This window comes from Paenibacillus sp. FSL R10-2788, assembly GCF_038003885.1.
GTDB lineage: Bacteria > Bacillota > Bacilli > Paenibacillales > Paenibacillaceae > Paenibacillus_AQ > Paenibacillus_AQ odorifer.
Genome location: NZ_JBBOQA010000001.1, coordinates 1,047,766 through 1,068,007, shown reverse-complemented (window position 1 = coordinate 1,068,007; position 20,242 = coordinate 1,047,766). Strand labels below are relative to the sequence as shown.

Annotated in this window: 19 protein-coding genes; 7 read left to right on the top strand and 12 right to left on the bottom strand. The window is 44.0% G+C overall.

Annotation, left to right across the window (positions count from 1 at the left end; translation table 11 throughout):
* Positions 1-57: 57 nt before the first annotated feature.
* Complete coding sequence (locus NSQ50_RS04575) at positions 58-912, bottom strand: helix-turn-helix transcriptional regulator (protein ID WP_038568894.1); 855 nt, start codon at positions 910-912, stop codon at positions 58-60.
* 84 nt (positions 913-996) lie between these two features.
* Between NSQ50_RS04575 and NSQ50_RS04570 the strand changes: the two genes are divergently transcribed.
* A complete protein-coding gene (locus NSQ50_RS04570) occupies positions 997-2,928 on the top strand; it encodes a glycoside hydrolase family 20 zincin-like fold domain-containing protein (protein ID WP_076147135.1) in 1,932 nt (643 codons plus the stop codon).
* A 53-nt stretch (positions 2,929-2,981) separates the two neighbouring features.
* Here the strand turns inward: NSQ50_RS04570 and NSQ50_RS04565 are convergent, their stop codons facing one another.
* Positions 2,982-3,275, bottom strand: a complete 294-nt coding sequence (locus NSQ50_RS04565; RefSeq protein ID WP_076129272.1) for a hypothetical protein — start codon at positions 3,273-3,275, stop codon at positions 2,982-2,984.
* A gap of 101 nt (positions 3,276-3,376) precedes the next feature.
* On the opposite strand from NSQ50_RS04565, the gene NSQ50_RS04560 reads away from it, so the two are divergent.
* Complete coding sequence (locus tag NSQ50_RS04560) at positions 3,377-4,312, top strand: hypothetical protein (protein ID WP_076147137.1); 936 nt, start codon at positions 3,377-3,379, stop codon at positions 4,310-4,312.
* Between the two features lie 94 nt (positions 4,313-4,406).
* On the top strand, positions 4,407-4,646 hold the full coding sequence (locus tag NSQ50_RS04555) for an NHLP leader peptide family RiPP precursor (RefSeq protein WP_170914256.1): 240 nt from the start codon (positions 4,407-4,409) through the stop codon (positions 4,644-4,646).
* Positions 4,647-4,656: 10 nt separating this feature from the next.
* On the opposite strand, the gene NSQ50_RS04550 is transcribed toward NSQ50_RS04555, so the two are convergent.
* A complete protein-coding gene (locus NSQ50_RS04550; RefSeq protein WP_256717070.1) occupies positions 4,657-6,573 on the bottom strand; it encodes a sensor histidine kinase in 1,917 nt (638 codons plus the stop codon).
* 113 nt (positions 6,574-6,686) lie between these two features.
* Positions 6,687-8,585: a sensor histidine kinase gene (locus NSQ50_RS04545; protein WP_076147144.1), complete on the bottom strand. Its 1,899-nt coding sequence runs from the start codon at positions 8,583-8,585 to the stop codon at positions 6,687-6,689.
* 257 nt (positions 8,586-8,842) lie between these two features.
* Here NSQ50_RS04545 and NSQ50_RS04540 point away from each other — a divergent pair, with 257 nt between their 5' ends.
* Positions 8,843-9,247 (top strand): hypothetical protein, encoded by a 405-nt coding sequence (locus NSQ50_RS04540; protein ID WP_051490926.1) that lies wholly within the window; start codon positions 8,843-8,845, stop codon positions 9,245-9,247.
* 86 nt (positions 9,248-9,333) lie between these two features.
* Here NSQ50_RS04540 and NSQ50_RS04535 read toward each other — a convergent pair whose 3' ends face one another.
* Entirely contained in the window at positions 9,334-10,560 is a 1,227-nt protein-coding gene (locus tag NSQ50_RS04535) for an MFS transporter (RefSeq protein WP_076137142.1), read from the bottom strand.
* Between the two features lie 210 nt (positions 10,561-10,770).
* Here NSQ50_RS04535 and NSQ50_RS04530 point away from each other — a divergent pair, with 210 nt between their 5' ends.
* Positions 10,771-11,430 (top strand): peptidylprolyl isomerase, encoded by a 660-nt coding sequence (locus NSQ50_RS04530; protein WP_051491160.1) that lies wholly within the window; start codon positions 10,771-10,773, stop codon positions 11,428-11,430.
* Between the two features lie 133 nt (positions 11,431-11,563).
* Here NSQ50_RS04530 and NSQ50_RS04525 read toward each other — a convergent pair whose 3' ends face one another.
* From NSQ50_RS04525 to NSQ50_RS04515, 3 genes are all read right to left on the bottom strand, one after another.
* Complete coding sequence (locus NSQ50_RS04525; RefSeq protein WP_076147147.1) at positions 11,564-12,670, bottom strand: Glu/Leu/Phe/Val family dehydrogenase; 1,107 nt, start codon at positions 12,668-12,670, stop codon at positions 11,564-11,566.
* Positions 12,671-12,901: 231 nt separating this feature from the next.
* Positions 12,902-13,834 (bottom strand): manganese-dependent inorganic pyrophosphatase, encoded by a 933-nt coding sequence (locus NSQ50_RS04520; RefSeq protein WP_076129278.1) that lies wholly within the window; start codon positions 13,832-13,834, stop codon positions 12,902-12,904.
* Between the two features lie 99 nt (positions 13,835-13,933).
* On the bottom strand, positions 13,934-14,740 hold the full coding sequence (locus NSQ50_RS04515; protein WP_076147149.1) for an AAC(3) family N-acetyltransferase: 807 nt from the start codon (positions 14,738-14,740) through the stop codon (positions 13,934-13,936).
* 179 nt (positions 14,741-14,919) lie between these two features.
* On the opposite strand from NSQ50_RS04515, the gene NSQ50_RS04510 reads away from it, so the two are divergent.
* A complete protein-coding gene (locus NSQ50_RS04510; protein WP_076147152.1) occupies positions 14,920-15,897 on the top strand; it encodes a ring-cleaving dioxygenase in 978 nt (325 codons plus the stop codon).
* Between the two features lie 59 nt (positions 15,898-15,956).
* Here the strand turns inward: NSQ50_RS04510 and NSQ50_RS04505 are convergent, their stop codons facing one another.
* Positions 15,957-16,658 carry a YjjG family noncanonical pyrimidine nucleotidase gene (locus NSQ50_RS04505; RefSeq protein ID WP_076147154.1) on the bottom strand — a complete coding sequence of 234 codons (702 nt, stop codon included), beginning with the start codon at positions 16,656-16,658 and terminating at the stop codon, positions 15,957-15,959.
* A 168-nt stretch (positions 16,659-16,826) separates the two neighbouring features.
* Here NSQ50_RS04505 and NSQ50_RS04500 point away from each other — a divergent pair, with 168 nt between their 5' ends.
* Complete coding sequence (locus tag NSQ50_RS04500) at positions 16,827-17,762, top strand: MraY family glycosyltransferase (RefSeq protein WP_076129282.1); 936 nt, start codon at positions 16,827-16,829, stop codon at positions 17,760-17,762.
* Between the two features lie 515 nt (positions 17,763-18,277).
* Here NSQ50_RS04500 and NSQ50_RS04495 read toward each other — a convergent pair.
* The 3 genes from NSQ50_RS04495 to NSQ50_RS04485 all read right to left on the bottom strand — a co-directional run bounded on the left by NSQ50_RS04495 (position 18,278) and on the right by NSQ50_RS04485 (position 20,069).
* Positions 18,278-18,424, bottom strand: a complete 147-nt coding sequence (locus tag NSQ50_RS04495) for a hypothetical protein (protein WP_340949294.1) — start codon at positions 18,422-18,424, stop codon at positions 18,278-18,280.
* Between the two features lie 531 nt (positions 18,425-18,955).
* Positions 18,956-19,477: a mismatch-specific DNA-glycosylase gene (locus tag NSQ50_RS04490; protein ID WP_076129577.1), complete on the bottom strand. Its 522-nt coding sequence runs from the start codon at positions 19,475-19,477 to the stop codon at positions 18,956-18,958.
* Positions 19,478-19,511: 34 nt separating this feature from the next.
* Positions 19,512-20,069, bottom strand: coding sequence for an RNA 2'-phosphotransferase (locus NSQ50_RS04485; RefSeq protein WP_076147319.1), 558 nt, complete (start codon positions 20,067-20,069; stop codon positions 19,512-19,514).
* Between the last annotated feature and the right edge of the window lie 173 nt (positions 20,070-20,242).

The following is a 20,242-nucleotide window of genomic DNA, read 5'->3' as shown; positions in this document are numbered from 1 at the left end:
CAACAATTATACAAATTATAACAATTACTGTTGGGACTCTAGTAGGATGATGTCGATTTAAATGTTATTCCGGCAAAGCTGGGGTGCGATCCCCATATATTTTTTAAATAAACGAGAAAAATAGAACGGATCATTATAATGAAGCATACTAGAAATTTCCTTAATTTGTAATGAGGTGTTGAAAAGCAACTTTTTGGCTTCCGCCATTTTTAGGCGGTGAATATATTCATGAAGCGGGTATCCACTGCTGCGCCGAACAAGACGACGTAGTGTAGACATCGAAACATGATGTTTTGCCGCTATTTGTTCTAGGTCCATTTCACCATAAATGCATAAGTTCAGGTCTTCCCGAATCTGACGCATATAATCAGCCTGAGAATTCCAACTTTTTTCTTCTATTATAAAAGAACACTCCAGCAGCATTCTTTCGAGCAATAATGCTGCCCGATCCGCATCTACAGGTTCTCCGCTCTCCATCCGTTCCAGCACTTCTTCAAATAAGGTAGTAAGACCTACTATAGATTGGGCTTGAAAAACATTTCCCCCGGCTATGAGGCCCGATTCTAGCCATTCGGATACACGCGTGCCATTAAAGTTAATATAATACTCATCCCAGCTGCCTCCCGGTGGTGGACCAAAGTTATAACTGTAACCTGGGCGAAAAAAGTATAAGCTGCCTTCACGCACCTGCTGCTCTTTTCCCCCAATCTCCATGTAGGAGCCACTACCTGACACTATGTAAACAATGGCCCAGTGCTCAAAAACTACACCTGAACGGAATAACGTTCTTCCTGGCAGATGACCTGCCTGTCCCACCCTTATATTCTTGAGCTTCAGCTTGGAGGATTCAACCTTCGGATCAATAATTCTTATTGGATATGGACTGATCATATAATCCATGTGCTTGGACATTATAGGCATTCCTCCCCTTGTTTAGTAGTGATAAGGTTATTGTAAAGATGATCATATTCTACATGAATAAGAGGTGTCCACGCTATGCTTAATCATTCTACACTACTGCTTTTCCCTAATCCGCGTGAAATCACATTGTCACAAGGCTCCTTCCATTTCCCAACAAGCGGAAGCATCGTGCTTCCTAATATGGAAGAACAATCTGCCATGCCAGCTGCACGAAAACTACAGGAAGTGATTGCACAAGCATTGAATCTGCAGCTGACTTTATCCATTGGCTTACGTCCAACCGTTGTATCTGTCTGTAACTTTAACTATGTGCCATTATTGTCTGCACAGGCCTATGAGATTGTTGTCGATCAGAAGGGTATCGTTGTCTCCTATAGCTCTCCTGTAGGTGCCTTCTACGCAGCAGCAACCTTGAAACAAATCATAGAACAAAGTGGAAAATCTATACCTCAGCTGCATATTCGCGATGAACCTGATTTTGGAGCCAGAGGCCTGCTCATAGATATCAGCCGCAATAAAATCCCGAAGCAAGAAACCTTGTACCGGATCATTGATCTTATGGCTGATTTGAAGATGAATGAACTTCAGCTATATATAGAAGGTGCTCCATTCGCTTATGAATCCTTCCCTCAAGTCTGGGAGCTTGAAACCCCAATTACCGGAGAGGAAATCTTGCTTCTGGATGCCTATTGCAAAGCACGTTATATAGAGCTTGTTCCCAATCAGAATAGCTTTGGGCATATGGAGGGCTGGCTTTCTCGTCCAGAATTCAACGCTTTAGCTGAAATTCCCGAAGGCTTTATGCTTCCGAAGAATTTGTATGCGCAGGACGTTTATCCAGAAGGCTTATTTATGCACCCTGGTACTTTTGATACCGAAGATCCTGCTGTACTACCTCTGCTAGACAAAATGTTTGACGATCTGCTGCCCTACTTTAGCTCCAATCAGTTTAATGTAGGCTGCGATGAGACCTATGAACTCGGCCTTGGTAAAAATAAAGCTCTGGCAGAAACTCAAGGCAAAGGTCAACTCTATTTATCATTCCTCCAAAAAATTTATGAGTTGGTTACAAAACGTGGCAAAACGATGCAATTCTGGGGCGATATCATTATCCAGCATCCCGAACTGATTCCTCAGCTTCCTAAGGATATTATTGCTATGGAATGGGGTTATAGCGCGGAGCATCCCTTCGAGTCCGATACGCTCAAATTCCGTGAAGCAGGTATTCCTTTTTATGTCTGCCCAGGCACCAGCTCATGGAACTCCATTACAGGACGCACGGACAATATGTTAGCCAATCTGCGCAGTGCAGCTATTCATGGCAAAAACAACGGCGCTATCGGTTATCTCATTACGGATTGGGGAGATTTTGGACACTGGCAGCATCTGCCGGTCAGCTATGCCGGCTTCGCCTACGGCGCAGCCCTATCCTGGAGTGTAGATCATAATCTGGAAGCAGATACTGCACAGTATTTAAATAGATTTATTTTTGCAGATCGTTCTGAGGGAATTGGCCAACTGCTCCTGGATCTCGGCAATTACTATCAGCTTGAATCCAGTATCAACCGTTCAAATGATGCAGAAATGTCCCTGCTGCTGCGTACCCATCTGGACAATTTCCTAATCATAGAGAAGCTTACTGAGGAACACTTCAATCATATCGAAGAATATCTACTCTCCATTGAGGCGCGGCTATCGGGGCTAGATCTTCAATGCGAGGATGCTGCTCTTGTGTTGAAAGAACTGAGTAATGGCATCCATTTCGTGAAGCATGCTGTGCAGCTTGGCAGAATCAAGCTACAGTTGACATCAGCACCAGATTCGCTTGATCCTGCGCTGATTACAAAGCAAATCAATGATCTTGATGTACTCCTTCACCAATATCGTCTCTTGTGGACGGAACGCAACCGGCTCGGCGGCTTGGAGCAAAGTATCTCGAAACTTCAACGCCTGCGGAGTCAATATGAAGCATTAAAATCAGAGCTCTCCGCATCCGTAAGTTCCTAATCCCTCTTATTAAGATTCACTATATAGCTGCTGTTGGGTAATCGAACGTTGAACTAACGTTTTCGGTTCGCCCAACGCAGCTCTTCATATTGATTCTCAAGCATCTCCCGCTCACGTTGCTCGTGTTGTTCCCTGCCAATTCCCTCCTGCTGGCTTTCCTGATCCTCATAGATTCGCCATAGGTCAGAGAACAGATAGTCTTTAATTTCTACCACTTTTCCCTGCAGGATTCCGTTTATCCAAAAAAGTCCTGTGGAGGTACGCATAACCATGCGGCCATCCGGTGTTTCCGCCTTTTGGCCCATTCGAATAGCCATAAGCATTTGGCCGAAAGTATACCATTCCATATTTGCTAATACCTCCTAAATTTTAGTTGTAATGGAATAAAGAGAAAGCTATAATCAGGGCAAAAGAACCATTTTCGTAAAAATTTTATAGGAGGATTGTTATGGATTGGCTAAATGACTACGAAGATGAACTGCGCTTGGTATTCCAAGAAAGCAGACGGATTATTTCCGAATTTCCAGAACCTCTAAATCAACAAGGCATGTCCTATCTTGAGCATTTTAACGTATTTAACGCTGAAAGCCACAAAAACTACATATGTTATCTTTTACCCTTTTGGCTGCAGAAGGGATGCGGAATCTCTGCAGAGGTTACTCGCCAGATGTCGATGGGCAACGTCTTTTTTATGTTGTATTTCTTCATACAGGATGACCTGATGGACAGCCAAGAATCCTCCGCATACGAAAAATTGCCCTTGGCAAATTTGCTTTATGTCGAATTTTTAAATATCTACCGGATACTATTTCCGGAGCCATCCGCTTTCTGGATCTTATTTAATCGTTATATCATGGAGTGGGCAGATAGTGTTAGCAACGAAAATACCAGTGACTATTTTCTTAATGATCGGGTCAAAATCTCCTATAAAGCCAGTCCGCTCAAGCTATCCAGCACTGCTGCCCTTCTGATGTCTGGAAAGAGTGATTTAGTGCCGCAAGCTGAAGAACTTATCCATTCGGTTTTGCTTACACTGCAAATGCTGGATGACTATGAGGACTGGAAAGAAGATTTATCCGCGGGCAACTATAATTGTCTTCTCTCCCTAACTCGCAAACATCTGCCAAACAGCAGTGCAGCTAAACTCACTACGCAAGAGGTCGAATTTTATCTATTCACTGCAAATGGTCTACATACCTATACGCAATTAGCACACGACACACATAACAAAGTTACAGCTTCCGACCTTGATGCCCCTCATCTTATTGCGTTCCATTCCATGCTAGTAAGTAACTTACAGCAGATCTCTGATTCCATCGAAGCGGACAAGCAGCTCTTGCTAAACGGAGGATTATATCATTGGTTGTCAAAAAATGTACATTAATTCTATTATTTTGTAATAAAAAGAATAGTATTAGTAGTTTTGCTATGTTATATTATTAAAGGTAAATATATACAATTTGGGAAGGGTGATTATTATGTCAGAAGCAATTCTTAGAAATCAAGTCATTCAAAAGGCATGGGAAGATCCAAGTTTCAAGAAAAGACTACTCTCAGACCCAAAAGCGGCTCTCCAAGAAGCATTAGGCGTAATCATTCCCGACAGCGTTACCTTGAAAGCCGTTGAAGAAGGCTCCAACGAATTCTATCTTGTAATTCCACCAAGTCCTACTTCCGATGTATTGAAGGCAACCGCAGCACCACGCGGTTCGTGGTAAGACAACAAGATTAACCCCCTAAGGAGTGAGAATCATCCGGAGCTTCTGCCAATGGCAGTATGGTGATGGATTCGGTTCCCACTCCTTTTTTGCTTGTAAATTTCACTTTACCTTGCATAGCTTCGATGATACGGAAAGTGACCATTAATCCAAGACCTGTCCCTTTATTCTTTTTAGTGAAATAAGGCTCTCCCAATCGGTGCAGGACATCCGCGTCCATCCCTTCCCCGTTGTCTTTGATATGAATGATTACGTTCTCCTCTTCCGCATACACCGACATATAGATAAACCCTTCGTCACGGAAAGATTCAATGCTATTTTTGATAATGTTGATGAAGGCTTGCTTAAACTTTGAGGAATTCCCCTTCACCCATAATTCGCCCGATACATCGAGAATCATTTTCCCTCCATTTAAATGACAAAGTGGCTGCATAATACTCTCAATATGCTTAAATTCATTATACAAATTCAGACTGGAAATCGTCTCAAATTCCGGTTTTGCGAAGGTTAAGAAATCCGTAATGATCCCGGAAGCACGATCCAGCTCACTAAGGGCCATCGACATAAATATTTCCTCTTCCCCAACGGATTTCTCGCTAAGCAGCTGAAGGAACCCCCTAGTTACCTGGAGTGGATTCCGCACTTCATGAGCAACAGATGCAGCAAGCTCGCTAATAATTTCCATTTTTTCTGAACGCTGCAATTCGTTGTTAAAACGCTCTAATTCTTTAGAATAGTTAACAACCTGTTGATGGCTATAGGCTAGTCTTCGCTCCAGAATTACGATCAAGGAGATTATGAAGGCAACAATGCCCCACTTCCACAAGAATAAATCATAGTTCCCCTTATGAATGTAATACCACAGTAACTCTGACACTACAGTAAATGCAGCCGTTCCAAAGCCAATGGCAAAAATGATAGCGTCCCTATTCCCTTTAAGCGAAAATATAATCACACATACGATCAGCAAGATGAACTGAAGGATGAGGATGAACCCGATAATAGTGGTGGATACAAAATAATAAAACTCAATATAGCTATTATTCGATAGAAAATTGATCAAAAGACATAGCAAACAAAATGAGGAGTAAATGACTTGAAATTGACGAAAACGACGGACGATCGCATATTTTCCACTGCCAAATATTTTTTCAAATAAAAGAGTAAGCGCCGGTAAAAGTGAGAATAAAGCCAAATCAAGAAATACATTACTAATCGCGCCTAAATCGCTGTAAAAGGTATAAATAAAAGGAGAATAGGTTATCGAGAGAATTCCGGTTGAACCTATTACAACGGCTAGTGAAGCCACACTGGAAAAATAGTCCCTATTAATGTAGAGAGAGCTTATAAATAGAACGATAGCCACAAGAAAAAAAGCACAGCCCAAAATCACATCGCTGAGTCCATTTTTAATATAATCATTGATTAACAGGTTGTGTTCACCGATCACTACTTCATTTTTAATTCCGATTCTATCCTGCAGCGTTTCAGTCCAAATGTATAATGTTTTCCCACTATCGCTTTGACTCAAAGGCAACAACAAAGAATAGTTATCCTTAATATAATTACGATCTTCCTCGAAGATCAAACGGTCGTTCACATACACCTTCACATGAAGAGCATATAAAGTATCAATGTAGATTGAAGGGGAGATATAACTAAAGTTAGGTATGGAAATACGAGTCCAAGAAGTGGATACGCCTGATGGCAGATGTGGGATTTCCTTCGTAGCATTCACATTTATCCAATACTGCTGGTCATTATTCTGTGGAACCTCTATGCCGCTGTTTTCGGTTCCATCGCCCCATCTCATCTGCCAACTGGTAATTTCTTGGGATGGATATGGGGTCGCTGCTGATACAACAATTGAACTATATCCTATCAGAAGGAGAGTAAGAGCTATTGCTATATGTAGGACTTTAATCATCAAGCGCATATATGCACCTCAGAAGTAAGTATCAGAAACAATATTCTGTCTGTACTACTTCGCTCAGCCCCTCACTCTTTCCTTCTAAAAAACGGAATTATCATAAATTACTTCTAAATTCTTCTAAGTTCTGGTATTTTTACTATAATTTCAGTCCCTTCCCCTTTCTCACTGCGAAACTCAGTGCATCCCTCCATCGCCTCAATAATCCGAAAGGTTACCATCAGTCCAAGCCCCGTTCCTTTGGTCTTATTGGAGTAATATGGTTCCCCTAACCGAGCCAGCTCATTCCGGTTCATCCCTTCCCCATTATCATGAACACTGATTATTATATGTTTTCCAGACTTCCAGGCTGTGACTTTAATCAGCCCATTGTCCTTTAAAGCTTCAATACTATTTTTGAGTATGTTGATAAACGCTTGCTTGAACTTGGCAGATGATCCAGTAACGTAAAGTCCTGGCTGCAGATTAAGTTCAATGACGCCCCCTTGCAGATTCGCTAACGGAGAAAGAATACCCGTCACATGCCTCAACTCTTCGGACACATCAAGCTGCTCTACGGTTTCAAGTCCTGGTTTAGCGAAGGTTAGGAAGTCTGTAATAATGAGCGTAGCTCGATCCAGTTCTGTCACTGCCATTTGCAGATATTCCCGCTCCTTTTGATCTGAACGCTCCCCAAGAATCTGCAGAAACCCCCGGGTAACCTGCAATGGATTCCGTACTTCATGGGCAACCGAAGCTGCCAGCTCACTAATAATCTCCATCTTCTCCGAGCGCTGCAAATCATTATTGAACTTCTCAAGCTGATGGGAATATTCAATAAGCTGTTCATGGTTTCGAGTAAACCTTCTTCCCAGAATGACGATTAAGGCAATTACGAAAATCACCATTCCCCATTTCCACCAATATAATTGATAGGATTGCCCCGATGCATAGAACATGACCAGTTCACTAAGAGACATGAAAGCAAATATTGAGAACCCTGAAGTAAAAATAACAGCATCTACATTGCCACGGTTCGCGTGTATAAACGCTAAGCTGATCAAAAGTATAATTTGTACAATCATAAGAATACCTAGCACACTCGTAGTCATCAATCGATAAAAGTCATCCAACTGATAGGACAGAAGAATATTAATAACCATTAGGGAAAAACAAAATACAGAATAGACAATTTGAAACTTACGGAATCGTGTAACGATTCTCTTTTTCCCTGGACCAAATATTTTCTCAAAATAAAATGTAAAGGATGGCAAAAGCGTATATAAAGCTACATCAAAGAAAACAAGTACGATCTCTCCATAATCGCCGAGGATTGTCGGCAGGAATGATGAATACGTTACCACTAAGACGCCAATGGATAAAATAATCAGCACCAATAGAAATCCGCCTGAAAAATAGCCTTTTCTCATGAATAGCGAGCAGATCAGCAGTACAATCGCAATAAAAATAAGCGTCGTTCCAATGATCAGATCCATTAAGCCCTGCTTTACATAAACAGATAACAGCTCATCGTATTGGCCTACTCTTATTTCGCCGTGGATCCCTAAGTCTTTGCTGCCACCATGGGTCCATAAATATAGCTGTTGTCCTCCAACACTTTTGGACAGAGGAATGAAAACCTTACTGCCATTGAAATTAAAATCTTTTCCGGAATCATATATTAATTCGTTATTTAAATAAGCCTTAACATTATTTCCATATACTTTATCTATGAATAACGCAGATTTATCACTAATTTGTGGTAAAGTAAACCGCAGCCAGGCTGAGGTTGCTCCACTTGGAGTCTCTGGGCTTTTCCCATGAGGCATAACACGAGTCCATTCTTCATCAAGAGCTGCCACAGCTTCTTCAATATGATCTATTTCTATACGTTCAAATTTAATCTCCCAATTGGGCAGCGTAGAGTCTGATGATTCAGCACTCACTATCGCCGTACCAAAAGGAACCATAGCGGTCAGCAGTAGAATTAATAAAAAAGCAGCCGCTATATTGGGCTTTGGCAACTTCATCGTAGCACCTCAGTAATTCATTAGTTGTTTAAACGTTCATATATGCTTCTTAATTTCGACAAGCTTCGCACTATCCCTGCCTATTCTTGTAAATTTTCTCGAAAAAGAACGTTTTTCATCGGCTTTTGCTTTCACCCATTTTTTACTAATCTAATATAGACATACCCATTTATTGGATCAGCGATTCGATCATGGTCAAACGGGTAAAGATAAACATAGGAAGTTCAAATTTTATCATAAAAAAGGAGTGAACGGCTATGGATAGTTCACCAAATAAAACTGAGGCTGACTTTGAATATGAACGTTATATACAAGCTGATATGGATGAAGAGGATATTGTTGATGATGACGCAGATCCTGTCTTGGTTGGCGATAAATACTTGGCAGCAGATATTGGTTTAAACTCACCTAAGGATGTAATCGAAAGAGATGAGTTAGTGGAATCCGATGCGTATCTAGCCGCTGAAACCGCAGGATTAACCCTAGATGATACGGATTATACTAAGGATGAGGAACTCTTGGAGATGGAAGAAGAAGATCAGCCGCTGGAGGATGTTCCAGATGCAGACGATGTATATCCAAATTCCATTATTGACCCTGCCTCCCCGCCAGTGGATGTTATGCCGGGAACAGACGTTTTGAACGGTTCGCAGGGAGAATAGCAGCTTAATATGAATAAAGCCGCCGGGCTATGAGCCCGGCGGCTTTATGTTGTTTCTAAATAACGACATGCTCATTGAGTTAGCAGTTAACCCTGCATCGTTGTTGGCTGTTCTGCGGGACGAGCAGCGGCGATTTGTGCTTCCAGCTTGCGGGTCTTAACCAATATCGCTGCTACCAGCAGCATCACTCCATTGATTACAAACACCCAGCGAATTGGAATCACCGCGCCTAATAAGCCGCCGATAATCGGTCCAGCCATCGTTGCAAGCTGAGATGCCGCCTGATTCAGGCCAAAGGCCCGTCCACGGAATCCCGGCTCAATTACTTGTACAATCATGGCATTCACTGACGGCAGCACACCTGCATAGAACAGGCCGTAAGCAAAGCGAAGGATAGCGAACTCTACATAGCCCGAAACAAAAAACTGCAGAATATTACCGATGCCGCCCCCGATCAGTCCAATAAATAAGATCATCCCAAAGCCTTTTCGGCTGCCGAGTCTGCCCCACTGCGGAGCCATCAGCACCGTAGCAATCCCCACAGCGGAGAATACGATTCCCGAGCTTAGCGAGGCACTATTTTTGGAGATCCCCATGTCCAGTAGATAAATTGGGATTAACGGTTCCAGAATCATAACGGAGAAGGTACTGATTCCCGCCAGCGAGAGCAAAGTAATAAAAGCTCGGTTACTTCTCGCTTCCCTGATATCATCACTTACATGTGACCTTGGAGCCGAACGGTCGAAGTTCTCCTCTTTTGCAAAAAAAGTAGCAATGAGCGCTGAGATAAGTACAATACCCGCTGAGAATAAAAAAGCAATCCGGTTGCTGGTATAATAGCTCACTACACCGCCAATTAATGGTCCAATAATACTACCTGTCGCTCCGGCTGTAGACATAATACTTAAAGCGTACCCCGTCTTATGCTCAGGTGTATTGGTGGCTACCATTGCAATAGCTGCTGGAACAAAACCGGCAAGCAGTCCTTGCAGCACACGCACAATCAAAAAAACATAAGGATCATGTACAAAATAATTAATAAGGTATAAAGCTGCCAGACTAAAACCCGAGCGAATAAGCATCGGTTTCCGACCATACTTGTCGGCTAGCGAACCCCAATAGGGAGAGATTAAAGCGCTGGCAAGAAAGGTTATTCCAAAACTAACCCCTGACCAAATCTCCAAATGATTTGAAACCCCAAGTTCGTCGCTCAAAAAAATGGAAAGGAAGGGAATCGAGATCGAATAAGCTGTACTACAAAAGAAAACCCCTATCCAAAGCACGATCAAATTCCGCTTCCACGAAAAGAGCATCCTATGCACATCCTTTCTCGATGTTCTCTTTGGAAACATCCTACCATTGTAAACTTCTTTTTAAGATGTGCCAATCCCAGAAGTCATAACTGACCTTTGCATGTAATAGGACAAAGGAGGTATTATGGGAAGTACCTACGAGATTATTCAATAAAAAGGAGAGATTATTTAGTGAAGTCTACACGAACAAAATCCGCTATTCTTCTGATCATGTTATGCCTGGTCATGGTTATTGCGGCAGGTTGCGGTAACAAACCAAACAATAACAATGCAAGCAGTAATAATGGAAGCAGCGGATCAGCACCTGGGGAAGGTGCAGCCCCAACTGAAGGCGTTCCTTCAGCTACGGCAAGTCATCCCTTAGTAACCATTGAAATGGAAGACGGGGATATCATCCAAGCTGAGCTATACCCTGAGGTTGCCCCTAACACCGTAAACAATTTCATCTCACTTATTCAAAAAGGATTTTATGATAACACTATATTCCATAGAGTAATTCCTGACTTCATGATTCAAGGCGGCGACCCTGATGGCACAGGTATGGGAGGCCCGGGTTACAGTATCGCCGGAGAATTCTCTGGCAACGGGTTCACCAATAACCTTCTGCATACAGAAGGTGTTCTATCCATGGCAAGATCACAGGCTCCTGACTCTGCCGGTTCCCAGTTCTTTATTATGGATGCAGCTTACCCTAGTCTAGATGGAAGCTACGCCGCTTTTGGTAAAGTAACTGAAGGTATCGAAGCTGTAAAAAGAATTGTGAGCCTGCCTCGTGACGGTTCTGATCGTCCAGATGAGCCACCAGTCATGAAAAAGGTGACGGTCGACACCTTCGGCGTCACTTACCCAGAACCGCAAAAGGTTCAGTAATTAGGAATAAACAGAAACGACATTACCGTCTCGAAAGAGGATAAACGTTTCTTGTAAAAATAAAAGAACATAAAAAACTCGGCAGTCCCTCCGAAGTTGTAATCGGATGGAGCTTGCCGAGTTTTTTTACAGCTTATCCCCGCAGCGATCTTCTGCTAAGTGCATGTTGACCATTACGCAGGAAGGTGCTGCGGCTATTTCTTAATAGCGCTATCCGGTCCTCTGCAAGCTGGTTCGCAGCGGCATAAGTAGGTATTCCGTTCAAACGGGAAATTTCCATTACGCGGGTAATATTATCGTAAATCTTCGCCACCTGCTTAAAGGCACGTTCCTTATTATAGCCGTTCAACTCGTCCGCAATATTAATGACGCCACCTGCATTAATCACGTAATCTGGAGCATATACAATCCCCATCTCATGAAGTGCATCACCATCCGAGGAATCCTTCAGCTGATTATTAGCAGCTCCTGCAATCACTTTCGCCTTGATTACCCGTAAGGATTCATCGTTAATTGTCGCTCCAAGAGCGCAAGGAGCATAAATATCACAATCTACACTGATGATATCGCCTGGATCTACAGCCTTGGCGCCATAGGCCTCTACTGCACGTTGAACGGCTGGTTTATGGATGTCCGTTACGATAAGCTGTGCTCCTTCTTCATGAAGATGTTTGCACAGTGTAAAGGCCACGTTCCCCACGCCTTGAACAGCTACTGTCTTCCCTTCAAGCGAATCACTGCCAAAGGCGGCTTTAGCGGCTGCCTTCATTCCTTGGTAAACACCGTAAGCCGTTGCTGGTGACGGATTGCCCGAAGAACCGTACGTAGGTGAGGTGCCAGTAACATAATCTGTCTCTTGATAAATAATGTTCATGTCCTCTTCCGTAGTCCCTACATCTTCAGCAGTTATGTACCGTCCATTTAAACCTTGTATGTATCTTCCGAAAGCACGGAACATGGCTTCATTTTTATCCTTCTTGGGATCTCCAATGATTACTGTTTTCCCACCACCCAAATTCAGGCCGGATACTGCATTTTTATAGGTCATCCCTTTTGCTAATCGAAGCGCATCAACAATAGCTTCCTCTTCCGTAGCGTAGGTCCACATCCGTGTTCCACCCAGTGCTGGTCCCAGTGTCGTGTCATGAATCGCGATGATCGCCTTTAATCCCGATGCCTTATCCTGACAAAATAATAATTCCTCGTAGTCGTCCCGTTCCAATGCTGCAAACAATTCCATTTCCAATATCCCCTATCCCTTTGTCATATTCCTCATGCTGGTTCAAAGTTCATGCAATTAGAAGAGGATCTGTTGGATCCCCTCCCAAAATATTGTAGCAGAATACGCCGTAAAACAAAAAGAACTCATGTCACCATCTTAACTACTGATGGGGCATGAGCTCTTTTTATCCAATCTACTCTCAAGACATAATTTCTATTGTACAAAATACAACGCAACTGTCAAAATGCTTTACAGTTTAGCAATTGTCTCTGTAAGTACCGGTACGATTTGCGATTTACGGGATACTACACCCTTAAGAAGTGCTTTATTGTCATCAAGCTTCACGTTGTACGCCTGTTCTACTGCACCTGCAACACGGCCCAGAGCCAGACCCACCGAATCGTTGTTGAGGATATCAGTAACTACGAACAGGAACAGATCCAATTCTTTTTCAGCAATAATGGAAGTCAGTGCAGTTTCCAGTTCAGCCTGCTTGGAGAGTACATCATTAACGTCGACCGCGTTCACTTGGGCGATTTCTACTTTGTATTCACCCATTTTGAATTCCTTAGCATCCAAGGAGATCAGTTGAGCGATACTCTTGTCGCTAAGATCAGCACCAGCCTTCAGCATATCAAGGCCGTAGCTTTCTGCATTTACACCAGCGATTTCAGCCAATTCGCGTGCTGCAGCTACATCTTCAGCGGTGCAGGTTGGAGATTTAAACAGCAAGGAATCAGAAATGATTGCAGACAACATCAATCCGGCGATGTCTTTAGGGATAGCTACACCGTTTTCTTTATACATTTTGTTAAGAATAGTAGCAGTACAGCCTACTGGCTCAGCACGGTAGTATAACGGATGTGCAGTCTCAAAATTAGCGATCCGGTGATGGTCGATAACTTCAATTACACGCACTCGATCAATGTCATTCGCACTTTGTTGGCGTTCATTATGGTCAACAAGAATAACCTGATTAGCTTCTCCAGCTACGTTCTCTACCAGACGAGGAGCCTCTACTCCGAAATGATCAAGCGCAAATTGCGTTTCACCACTAACGTCTCCCAGACGAACTGGCTCAGCATCCCAGCCTAATTCTTTTTTGAGTGCTGCATAAGCAATTGCCGAACAAATAGTATCCGTGTCCGGATTTTTGTGTCCAAAGACCAATGTTTTTTCCATTTCCAATCTCCTTACTATGTTTTAGTGAGATTAATATACCATACATTGATAGCGGCTTCCAGATTGTGCGTGCTGAAAAAATGGTTTAGCCTCTCCCACCTACGGTTGTTCACGTCTGGTCTTTGGAAGCGGATCTGGTTTGGACTCACCATGTAGCGGTTCATTATCGGAGAAAAGATCAGGATTCTCTTTTAGCATCTGGCTTAAAATATCCGTCGTTTCTACTGTTCCACACACTCTAACTAGCGCATCCCCGAAATTCCCCTTACGCATGGCACCGCCTTCCTCAAGCTCGCGTTCCACTTTCCAAAAATGCTCCGACCAAGAGAGACCACAATGTCTGCGAGAAGGCACCATGATTTCATCGCCAGCCGGCGTCACCGTATATAATTCCTCATGACTATCCGTCATTCTGCCCGGAATATCCACCCACTCTTCAATACCGTGAATGAACGTATTCCGCCGCAGATCGACACCCAGCAGTACAATTTCCGCCTTCCGATCAAGCAGCTTGCCCCACACTGAACCACGGGCGCATGGCGTATCCCAACGTTCATCCCCTGCAGTAAATGCCTCAGCATCAACACCCAAAGCCGCTACAGAGTGAGTCGGATGCCAAGAGCGAACAACACCTGGACGTTTTCTGAACAGCTCCGGTAATATCCCTACACAAGATGGGGAATCTTGAACAGAGAAGCGCGGATTATCCGCATTAATATAAGCCCATGTATGCGTTGGCAAAACAAGCAGCCCATCCTTCATATATTCACTGAGTGCATCCAGCACCGTGTTCGCGCCTCCTTCTACTTCGCCAACACTTTTTAACGAGGAATGAACTAGAATGGTCCCCCGTGGATCAATCCCTAACTCCTGTAATTGTTTCATCAAGCTTGTTGTTGTGTGCACTATACTCTCTCCTTATGTATGAATTAAATTTCATGAAACATTAATATCCACTTGCAAAAGTTTCTTATTACTTTTAAAATTATAGTAACTTAATAATATTCACCAAAGATTCTATCGATATATTAAAAATAAATTAAAATAATCCACAAACCCAAAGCATTTACAAGGAGGTAACTACCATGAGTTTAACGTTAAAAGGACTTCACCATGTCTCAGCTATTACAGGCAAAGCACAGGAGAACTTTAAGTTCTATACAGAGGTACTCGGACTGCGTCTCATTAAAAAAACAGTAAATCAGGATGATATTTCAGTGTACCATTTATTCTATGGAGATGAGAAGGGGAATCCCGGAACCGAATTAACCTTTTTCGAGCTTCCGATGGCAGGTCGCAACCGAGAGGGCAATAACAGCATCTCCGCGCTCTCCCTTCGAGTGCCAAGCGATGCCGCACTTGCCTACTGGGAGCAACGCTTCACAGAGCTTAACGTGGAGCATGGGACGATACAGGAACTTGGTGGACGCCAGACTTTATCCTTCCGCGATCACGAGAGCCAACGTTTCATTCTCGTATCCGACGAAAATGATAACGGTGTTGCCGGCGGTACTCCTTGGGCTAAAAGCCCAGTACCTGCCCAATATGGCATCGTAGGCTTAGGACCCGCACATCTCACAGTAGAAAGTGCAGAACATACAGCGGTAGTGCTAGAGCAGTTGCTTGGCTTCCGCCGTATAGGAACCTACCCTTCAACAGTTGACGGCCAGCCAGATGTGCTCGTATTTGAGACTGGTGAAGGCGGTTCAGGTGCCGAGGTTCATCTGGAGGAACGCAATGATCTGGAGCAAGAGCATTTGGGACGTGGCGGGGTACATCACGTCGCATTCCGCGTAGATAATGAAGACGAATTGAAGCAATGGATCGAACACATCCGCCAGGCACAGCTTCCTAATTCCGGTTTCGTCGACCGCTTCTACTTCCGTTCCCTCTATTTCCGCGAGCCTAACGGCATCCTTTTTGAGTTAGCTACAGACGGACCAGGCTTTGCTACAGATGAGCCTATGGAAAGTTTAGGTGAATCCCTTGCGCTGCCGCCATTTCTGGAATCGAAACGCCAGCAAATCGAGGCTTATCTGAAGCCGCTGGATACTCGGCAATAAACCTCTTCAGGTTACTAAATAAAAGGTGTGAGCCGCTTATGCGCTCACACCTTATTTTTTTATTGAAGGTTAGTAGCTTTCCCTACAATATCTAGTAGCTCCGACAGGTTTCGGATTTCGTATTTTGGCTGAACGCCGGACTCATTAATCTTCCCTAGCGGGTTAAACCAGCAGGTATCAATCCCATAATTAATTCCGCCTTGAATATCAGAGGTTAAGGAGTCACCCACAATCAATACTTTTTCCTTATCCTCAATCCCCAATTTGGCAAAAGCATAATCAAAAATCCCCGTCTCTGGCTTCTGACATCCTGCCTCCTCTGAGATAATGATCTGCTCAAATGTATCACTCAGCAGTGAGCCTTGGATTCTGGAAGTTTGCACATCCTTGATTCCATTCGTGATAATCGCCAGGCGGCAATCTGCAAGCTCTCCGCATAGCTCCATTGCTCCCTGCATCAGAAAGGTTCCTTCGCCTAAGAAACGTAGATAGGCCTCACTGAATGTTTCAGGATCAAGCTCAAGCGCATGTGCAGCAAACAACCGATTAAACCGCTCTACCCGCAGCGCCGCAGATGAAATCCTTCCTTGTTCTAAATCCCTCCACAATGCGTGGTTAATCTCTTGATAACTGGCAGCATAATCTGCTGCACCTGTGGGCATCCCAAAGTGTAGAAAGGCATTAGACAACGCGTGACTTTCTGCCATTCCATAATCAAACAACGTATCGTCGGCATCAAATAAAATAACATCGTATTTCATAAATATCCCCCAAAGGCTTTTCTCAACAAGGTACTACAGCGTTGCTGGCAAGTCAACTTAACACCCCTCACGACAAATTTTTACTTTTTTAAGGTAGATTTAATCGATCTGTGGTATTTTAAAAAGAAAACGGTGGTGAGCGTCATTTTATACGTTTTATCATTTCTAATGTCATTTCTTATCGTCTACTTTCTAATTCCGCCGCTCGGCAAGCTTGCTTTTCGGCTTGATTTTGTGGACAAGCCTCGGCAGGACGTTGAGCGTAAAATTCATAGAGAGCCCATTCCGCTAACGGCCAGCTACGCCATATTCATCGGATTTTTTATCACTTATCTGGTGTTCGCGCGTGATTTCTCCATGGAGACTGTCGCATTATTTGTAGGTGGCGTACTGTTGCTGACCATAGGCACGGTGGATGATTGGTACAAAACGAAAGGCAAAGATTTCCCAGCTCTGCCCAAGTTAATTGTACAAGTTAGCGCAGCGATCCTGGTTTATGTTTCTGGCAATGCCTTTACCGGATTCTACAATCCATTCTCAGGCGATTATATCGTTTTGCCTGTCATTCTATCGTTTCTGCTGACGATTATCTGGATCTTCGGTGTAACCACAGTTATTAATTTCTCGGATGGCATGGACGGTCTGGCTGGTGCCTTGACGGCCATTTCGGCGATTACGTTATTTGTTGTCGCACTGGCAAAGGGGCAATCCTCATCTGCCATTATGGCAATTTCACTGATTGGCGTTACGCTTGCTTATCTGCGCTACAATAAGCCGCCCGCCAAAATCTTTATGGGCGACGCCGGGGCAACCTTTCTCGGCTTCATCCTAGCGGTAATTGCACTCGACGGAGCGTTCAAGCAAGCCACCGTCCTGTCGCTGTTCATTCCGATTCTGGCGCTGGGCGTACCGATCTTCGACAACATTTTTGTCGTAGTCAAACGTTTCATCCAAGGCAAGTCCATTTATCAAGCCGATGCCACCCAGGCTCATTACCGCCTGCTTCGGGCAGGCCTGAACCAGAAGCAGGTCGTTGCCGTGCTTTGCCTGATTAGTGTTTGCCTATCCTTATCCTCTATCATTCTGCTGCTGATTGAGACCTAATGTATTAGGGACTAAGGGCATGTCTCATATACTGAGACTGCCCTTTGAAGTTATAAAAGGAGCCAGATTCCGATATGGAATCTGGCTCCTTTTATGTTTGAGGGTATTCTAGAGTAGCGAGAGATAGCTAAGATGCGAGAGTTTGCCAGAGCTTGCGGGATCTGCGGGATCTGCGGGATCTACAGAGATCCACAGAGATCTACAGAGATCTACAGCGAACTCTCCAGCCTTTATCCTTACGGACTCAGGCGCCGTTATTCGTGGATTTGCGGCCATTTAGTGGTGTTTTCGGACTCCAAAGACGCTATCTACCCAAAATGGACTCATAATCAGTCAATTTCCACCCAATAGCTGCATTGGAGTCCGATAGCACACAAATTAGAGTGACTTGTTACTTTTAGCGACTCCTGTGTCCTTTAGCTCCATTTGCAGCGTTACTGCTCAGTCTTTCTAACCTACACTCTGCTGCTGGTTGGAAGAGTTACGATCTACGGGATCTGCGGGTTCTGCGGGATCTAAAGCGATCCACAGCGATCCACAGCGATCCACAGCGATCCACAGCGATCCACAGCGATCCACAGCGATCCACAGTGATTCACAGCGAACTCTCCAGCCTTTATCCTTACGGACTCAGGCGCCGTTATTCGTGGATTTTCGGCCATTTAGTGGTGTTTTCGGACTCCAGAGACGCTATCTACCCAAAATGGACTCATATTCAGTCTATTTCCACCCAATAGCTGCATTGGAGTCCGATAGCTGCATTGGAGTCCGATAGCTCGCAGATTAGTGTGATTTGTTACTTTTAGCGACTCCTGTGTCCTTTAGCTCCATTTGCGCATTACTGCTCAGTCTTTCTAACCTACACTCTGCTGCTGGTTGGAACAGTTGCGATCTACGGAGATCTGCGGGATCTGCAGGATCTGCGGGATCTACAGAGATCCACAGCGATCCACAGTGATTCACAGCGAACTCTCCAGCCTTTATCCTTACGGACTCAGGCGCCGTTATTCGTGGATTTGCGTCTATTTAGTGGTGTTTTCGGACTCCAAAGACGCTATCTACCCAAAATGGACTCATAATCAGTCAATTTCCACCCAATAGCTGCATTGGAGTCCGATAGCACACAAATTAGAGTGACTTGTTACTTTTAGCGACTCCTGTGTCCTTTAACACCCTACCTCCGAATACATCAATCACCCATCGTTCTCTTGCGTAAACTCGGCTAATCTGCGATAAATCCCAACTATCTCTTCCATCGGCATTCTAACTAATCCGCTAGAAGAGGGTGCAACAAATTCACGGACACCATCTACCTTTGGAGGCACGTCCCCTTGAAATCCCCAGTTAGCTTTTGTTCTGCGGCTAAACTCTGTATACACACCCTTACCTACAAAACAGGCGACTTGAGGCCGATATTTCTCCAGCTTGGAGCGAAGCATTTCCCGACCCTCCTGGTATTCTTCACGAGTAATATCGTCGATTCCCCGTGTGGGACGGGCAACAATATTTGTAAACCCATAGCCCAGCTTAAGCAAGTCCCCATCCTCAGACGCATCATACAACCGGGGAGTAAGTCCAGACTGATGTAATATTCTCCAGAAATTATTCCGCGGATTCGCGTAATGATGTCCTACCTCGCCAGAACGGATACTAGGATTGAATCCAATAAATACAATCTGTAATCCGTGATCTAAGTGATCTGGAATTTCATCCATGTTATTATGCCTCCTGACCAAACGTCGATCTAGTTCAACTTACGGGGTACACCTTAAGACAGGAAGGCGGTATATGACCTGCCAACCATACCTTATTACCCGCCTTATAAAAGGTTACACCCATTTGACCCGCTCTAATCGTATCAACGGTTAACAATATCAATTTCCCTCTGCGACTTCCGGCTAAACTGGCAAAATGAGTCCCCTCAGACAAATGAACATACTGCCGTCCCATCGATTGGAGCCCCTCCTCCAAAATCACAGAAAGCACACCAGAATGAGTTCCGTGAAAAAGTATAGCAGGCGGAGTCCCCGGCCCATAAGTGATTTTTGTATGGCTATGCCCGTACCGGGCTTTGATCCGGTCATCAACGATTTCCAATCGTTGCTTGTCGCAACCTGCGACCACTTGCCGAATATCTCCCACAGTCACCTCTGACCATCTAGGAGTGCTTACAATAACAAACAGTAAATCATCCAACCTACAGGAACCATCCTCTGCATCCAAAATAAGACCATATTGCTCCGGGGTATGCCGAAGCAGCTTAGTCATAAATTTACTTAACGACACTTCCGCTGTATTGCTTAACATTATATTTTCACCTCAATTTTTCCTATTTATATTATTCTACAGTAAAGGATCTCTTCGAAGCAGATTCCAGAGGCATTACAGCAATCACACATCCATGTATTACCTCTTACTATGCAAAAAAGACCATGGACTCTATCGTCCATGGTCGGACTTCACCTAAATACAAAACTCCT

Coding starts and splice junctions, on each gene's coding strand:
- NSQ50_RS04575 (WP_038568894.1), bottom strand. CDS start 912: ATGTCCAAGCACATGGATTATATGATCAGTCCATATCCAATAAGAATT.
- NSQ50_RS04570 (WP_076147135.1), top strand. CDS start 997: ATGCTTAATCATTCTACACTACTGCTTTTCCCTAATCCGCGTGAAATC.
- NSQ50_RS04565 (WP_076129272.1), bottom strand. CDS start 3,275: ATGGAATGGTATACTTTCGGCCAAATGCTTATGGCTATTCGAATGGGC.
- NSQ50_RS04560 (WP_076147137.1), top strand. CDS start 3,377: ATGGATTGGCTAAATGACTACGAAGATGAACTGCGCTTGGTATTCCAA.
- NSQ50_RS04555 (WP_170914256.1), top strand. CDS start 4,407: ATGTCAGAAGCAATTCTTAGAAATCAAGTCATTCAAAAGGCATGGGAA.
- NSQ50_RS04550 (WP_256717070.1), bottom strand. CDS start 6,573: ATGATTAAAGTCCTACATATAGCAATAGCTCTTACTCTCCTTCTGATA.
- NSQ50_RS04545 (WP_076147144.1), bottom strand. CDS start 8,585: ATGAAGTTGCCAAAGCCCAATATAGCGGCTGCTTTTTTATTAATTCTA.
- NSQ50_RS04540 (WP_051490926.1), top strand. CDS start 8,843: ATGGATAGTTCACCAAATAAAACTGAGGCTGACTTTGAATATGAACGT.
- NSQ50_RS04535 (WP_076137142.1), bottom strand. CDS start 10,560: ATGCTCTTTTCGTGGAAGCGGAATTTGATCGTGCTTTGGATAGGGGTT.
- NSQ50_RS04530 (WP_051491160.1), top strand. CDS start 10,771: ATGTTATGCCTGGTCATGGTTATTGCGGCAGGTTGCGGTAACAAACCA.
- NSQ50_RS04525 (WP_076147147.1), bottom strand. CDS start 12,670: ATGGAATTGTTTGCAGCATTGGAACGGGACGACTACGAGGAATTATTA.
- NSQ50_RS04520 (WP_076129278.1), bottom strand. CDS start 13,834: ATGGAAAAAACATTGGTCTTTGGACACAAAAATCCGGACACGGATACT.
- NSQ50_RS04510 (WP_076147152.1), top strand. CDS start 14,920: ATGAGTTTAACGTTAAAAGGACTTCACCATGTCTCAGCTATTACAGGC.
- NSQ50_RS04505 (WP_076147154.1), bottom strand. CDS start 16,658: ATGAAATACGATGTTATTTTATTTGATGCCGACGATACGTTGTTTGAT.
- NSQ50_RS04500 (WP_076129282.1), top strand. CDS start 16,827: ATGTCATTTCTTATCGTCTACTTTCTAATTCCGCCGCTCGGCAAGCTT.
- NSQ50_RS04495 (WP_340949294.1), bottom strand. CDS start 18,424: ATGGCCGAAAATCCACGAATAACGGCGCCTGAGTCCGTAAGGATAAAG.
- NSQ50_RS04490 (WP_076129577.1), bottom strand. CDS start 19,477: ATGGATGAAATTCCAGATCACTTAGATCACGGATTACAGATTGTATTT.
- NSQ50_RS04485 (WP_076147319.1), bottom strand. CDS start 20,069: ATGTTAAGCAATACAGCGGAAGTGTCGTTAAGTAAATTTATGACTAAG.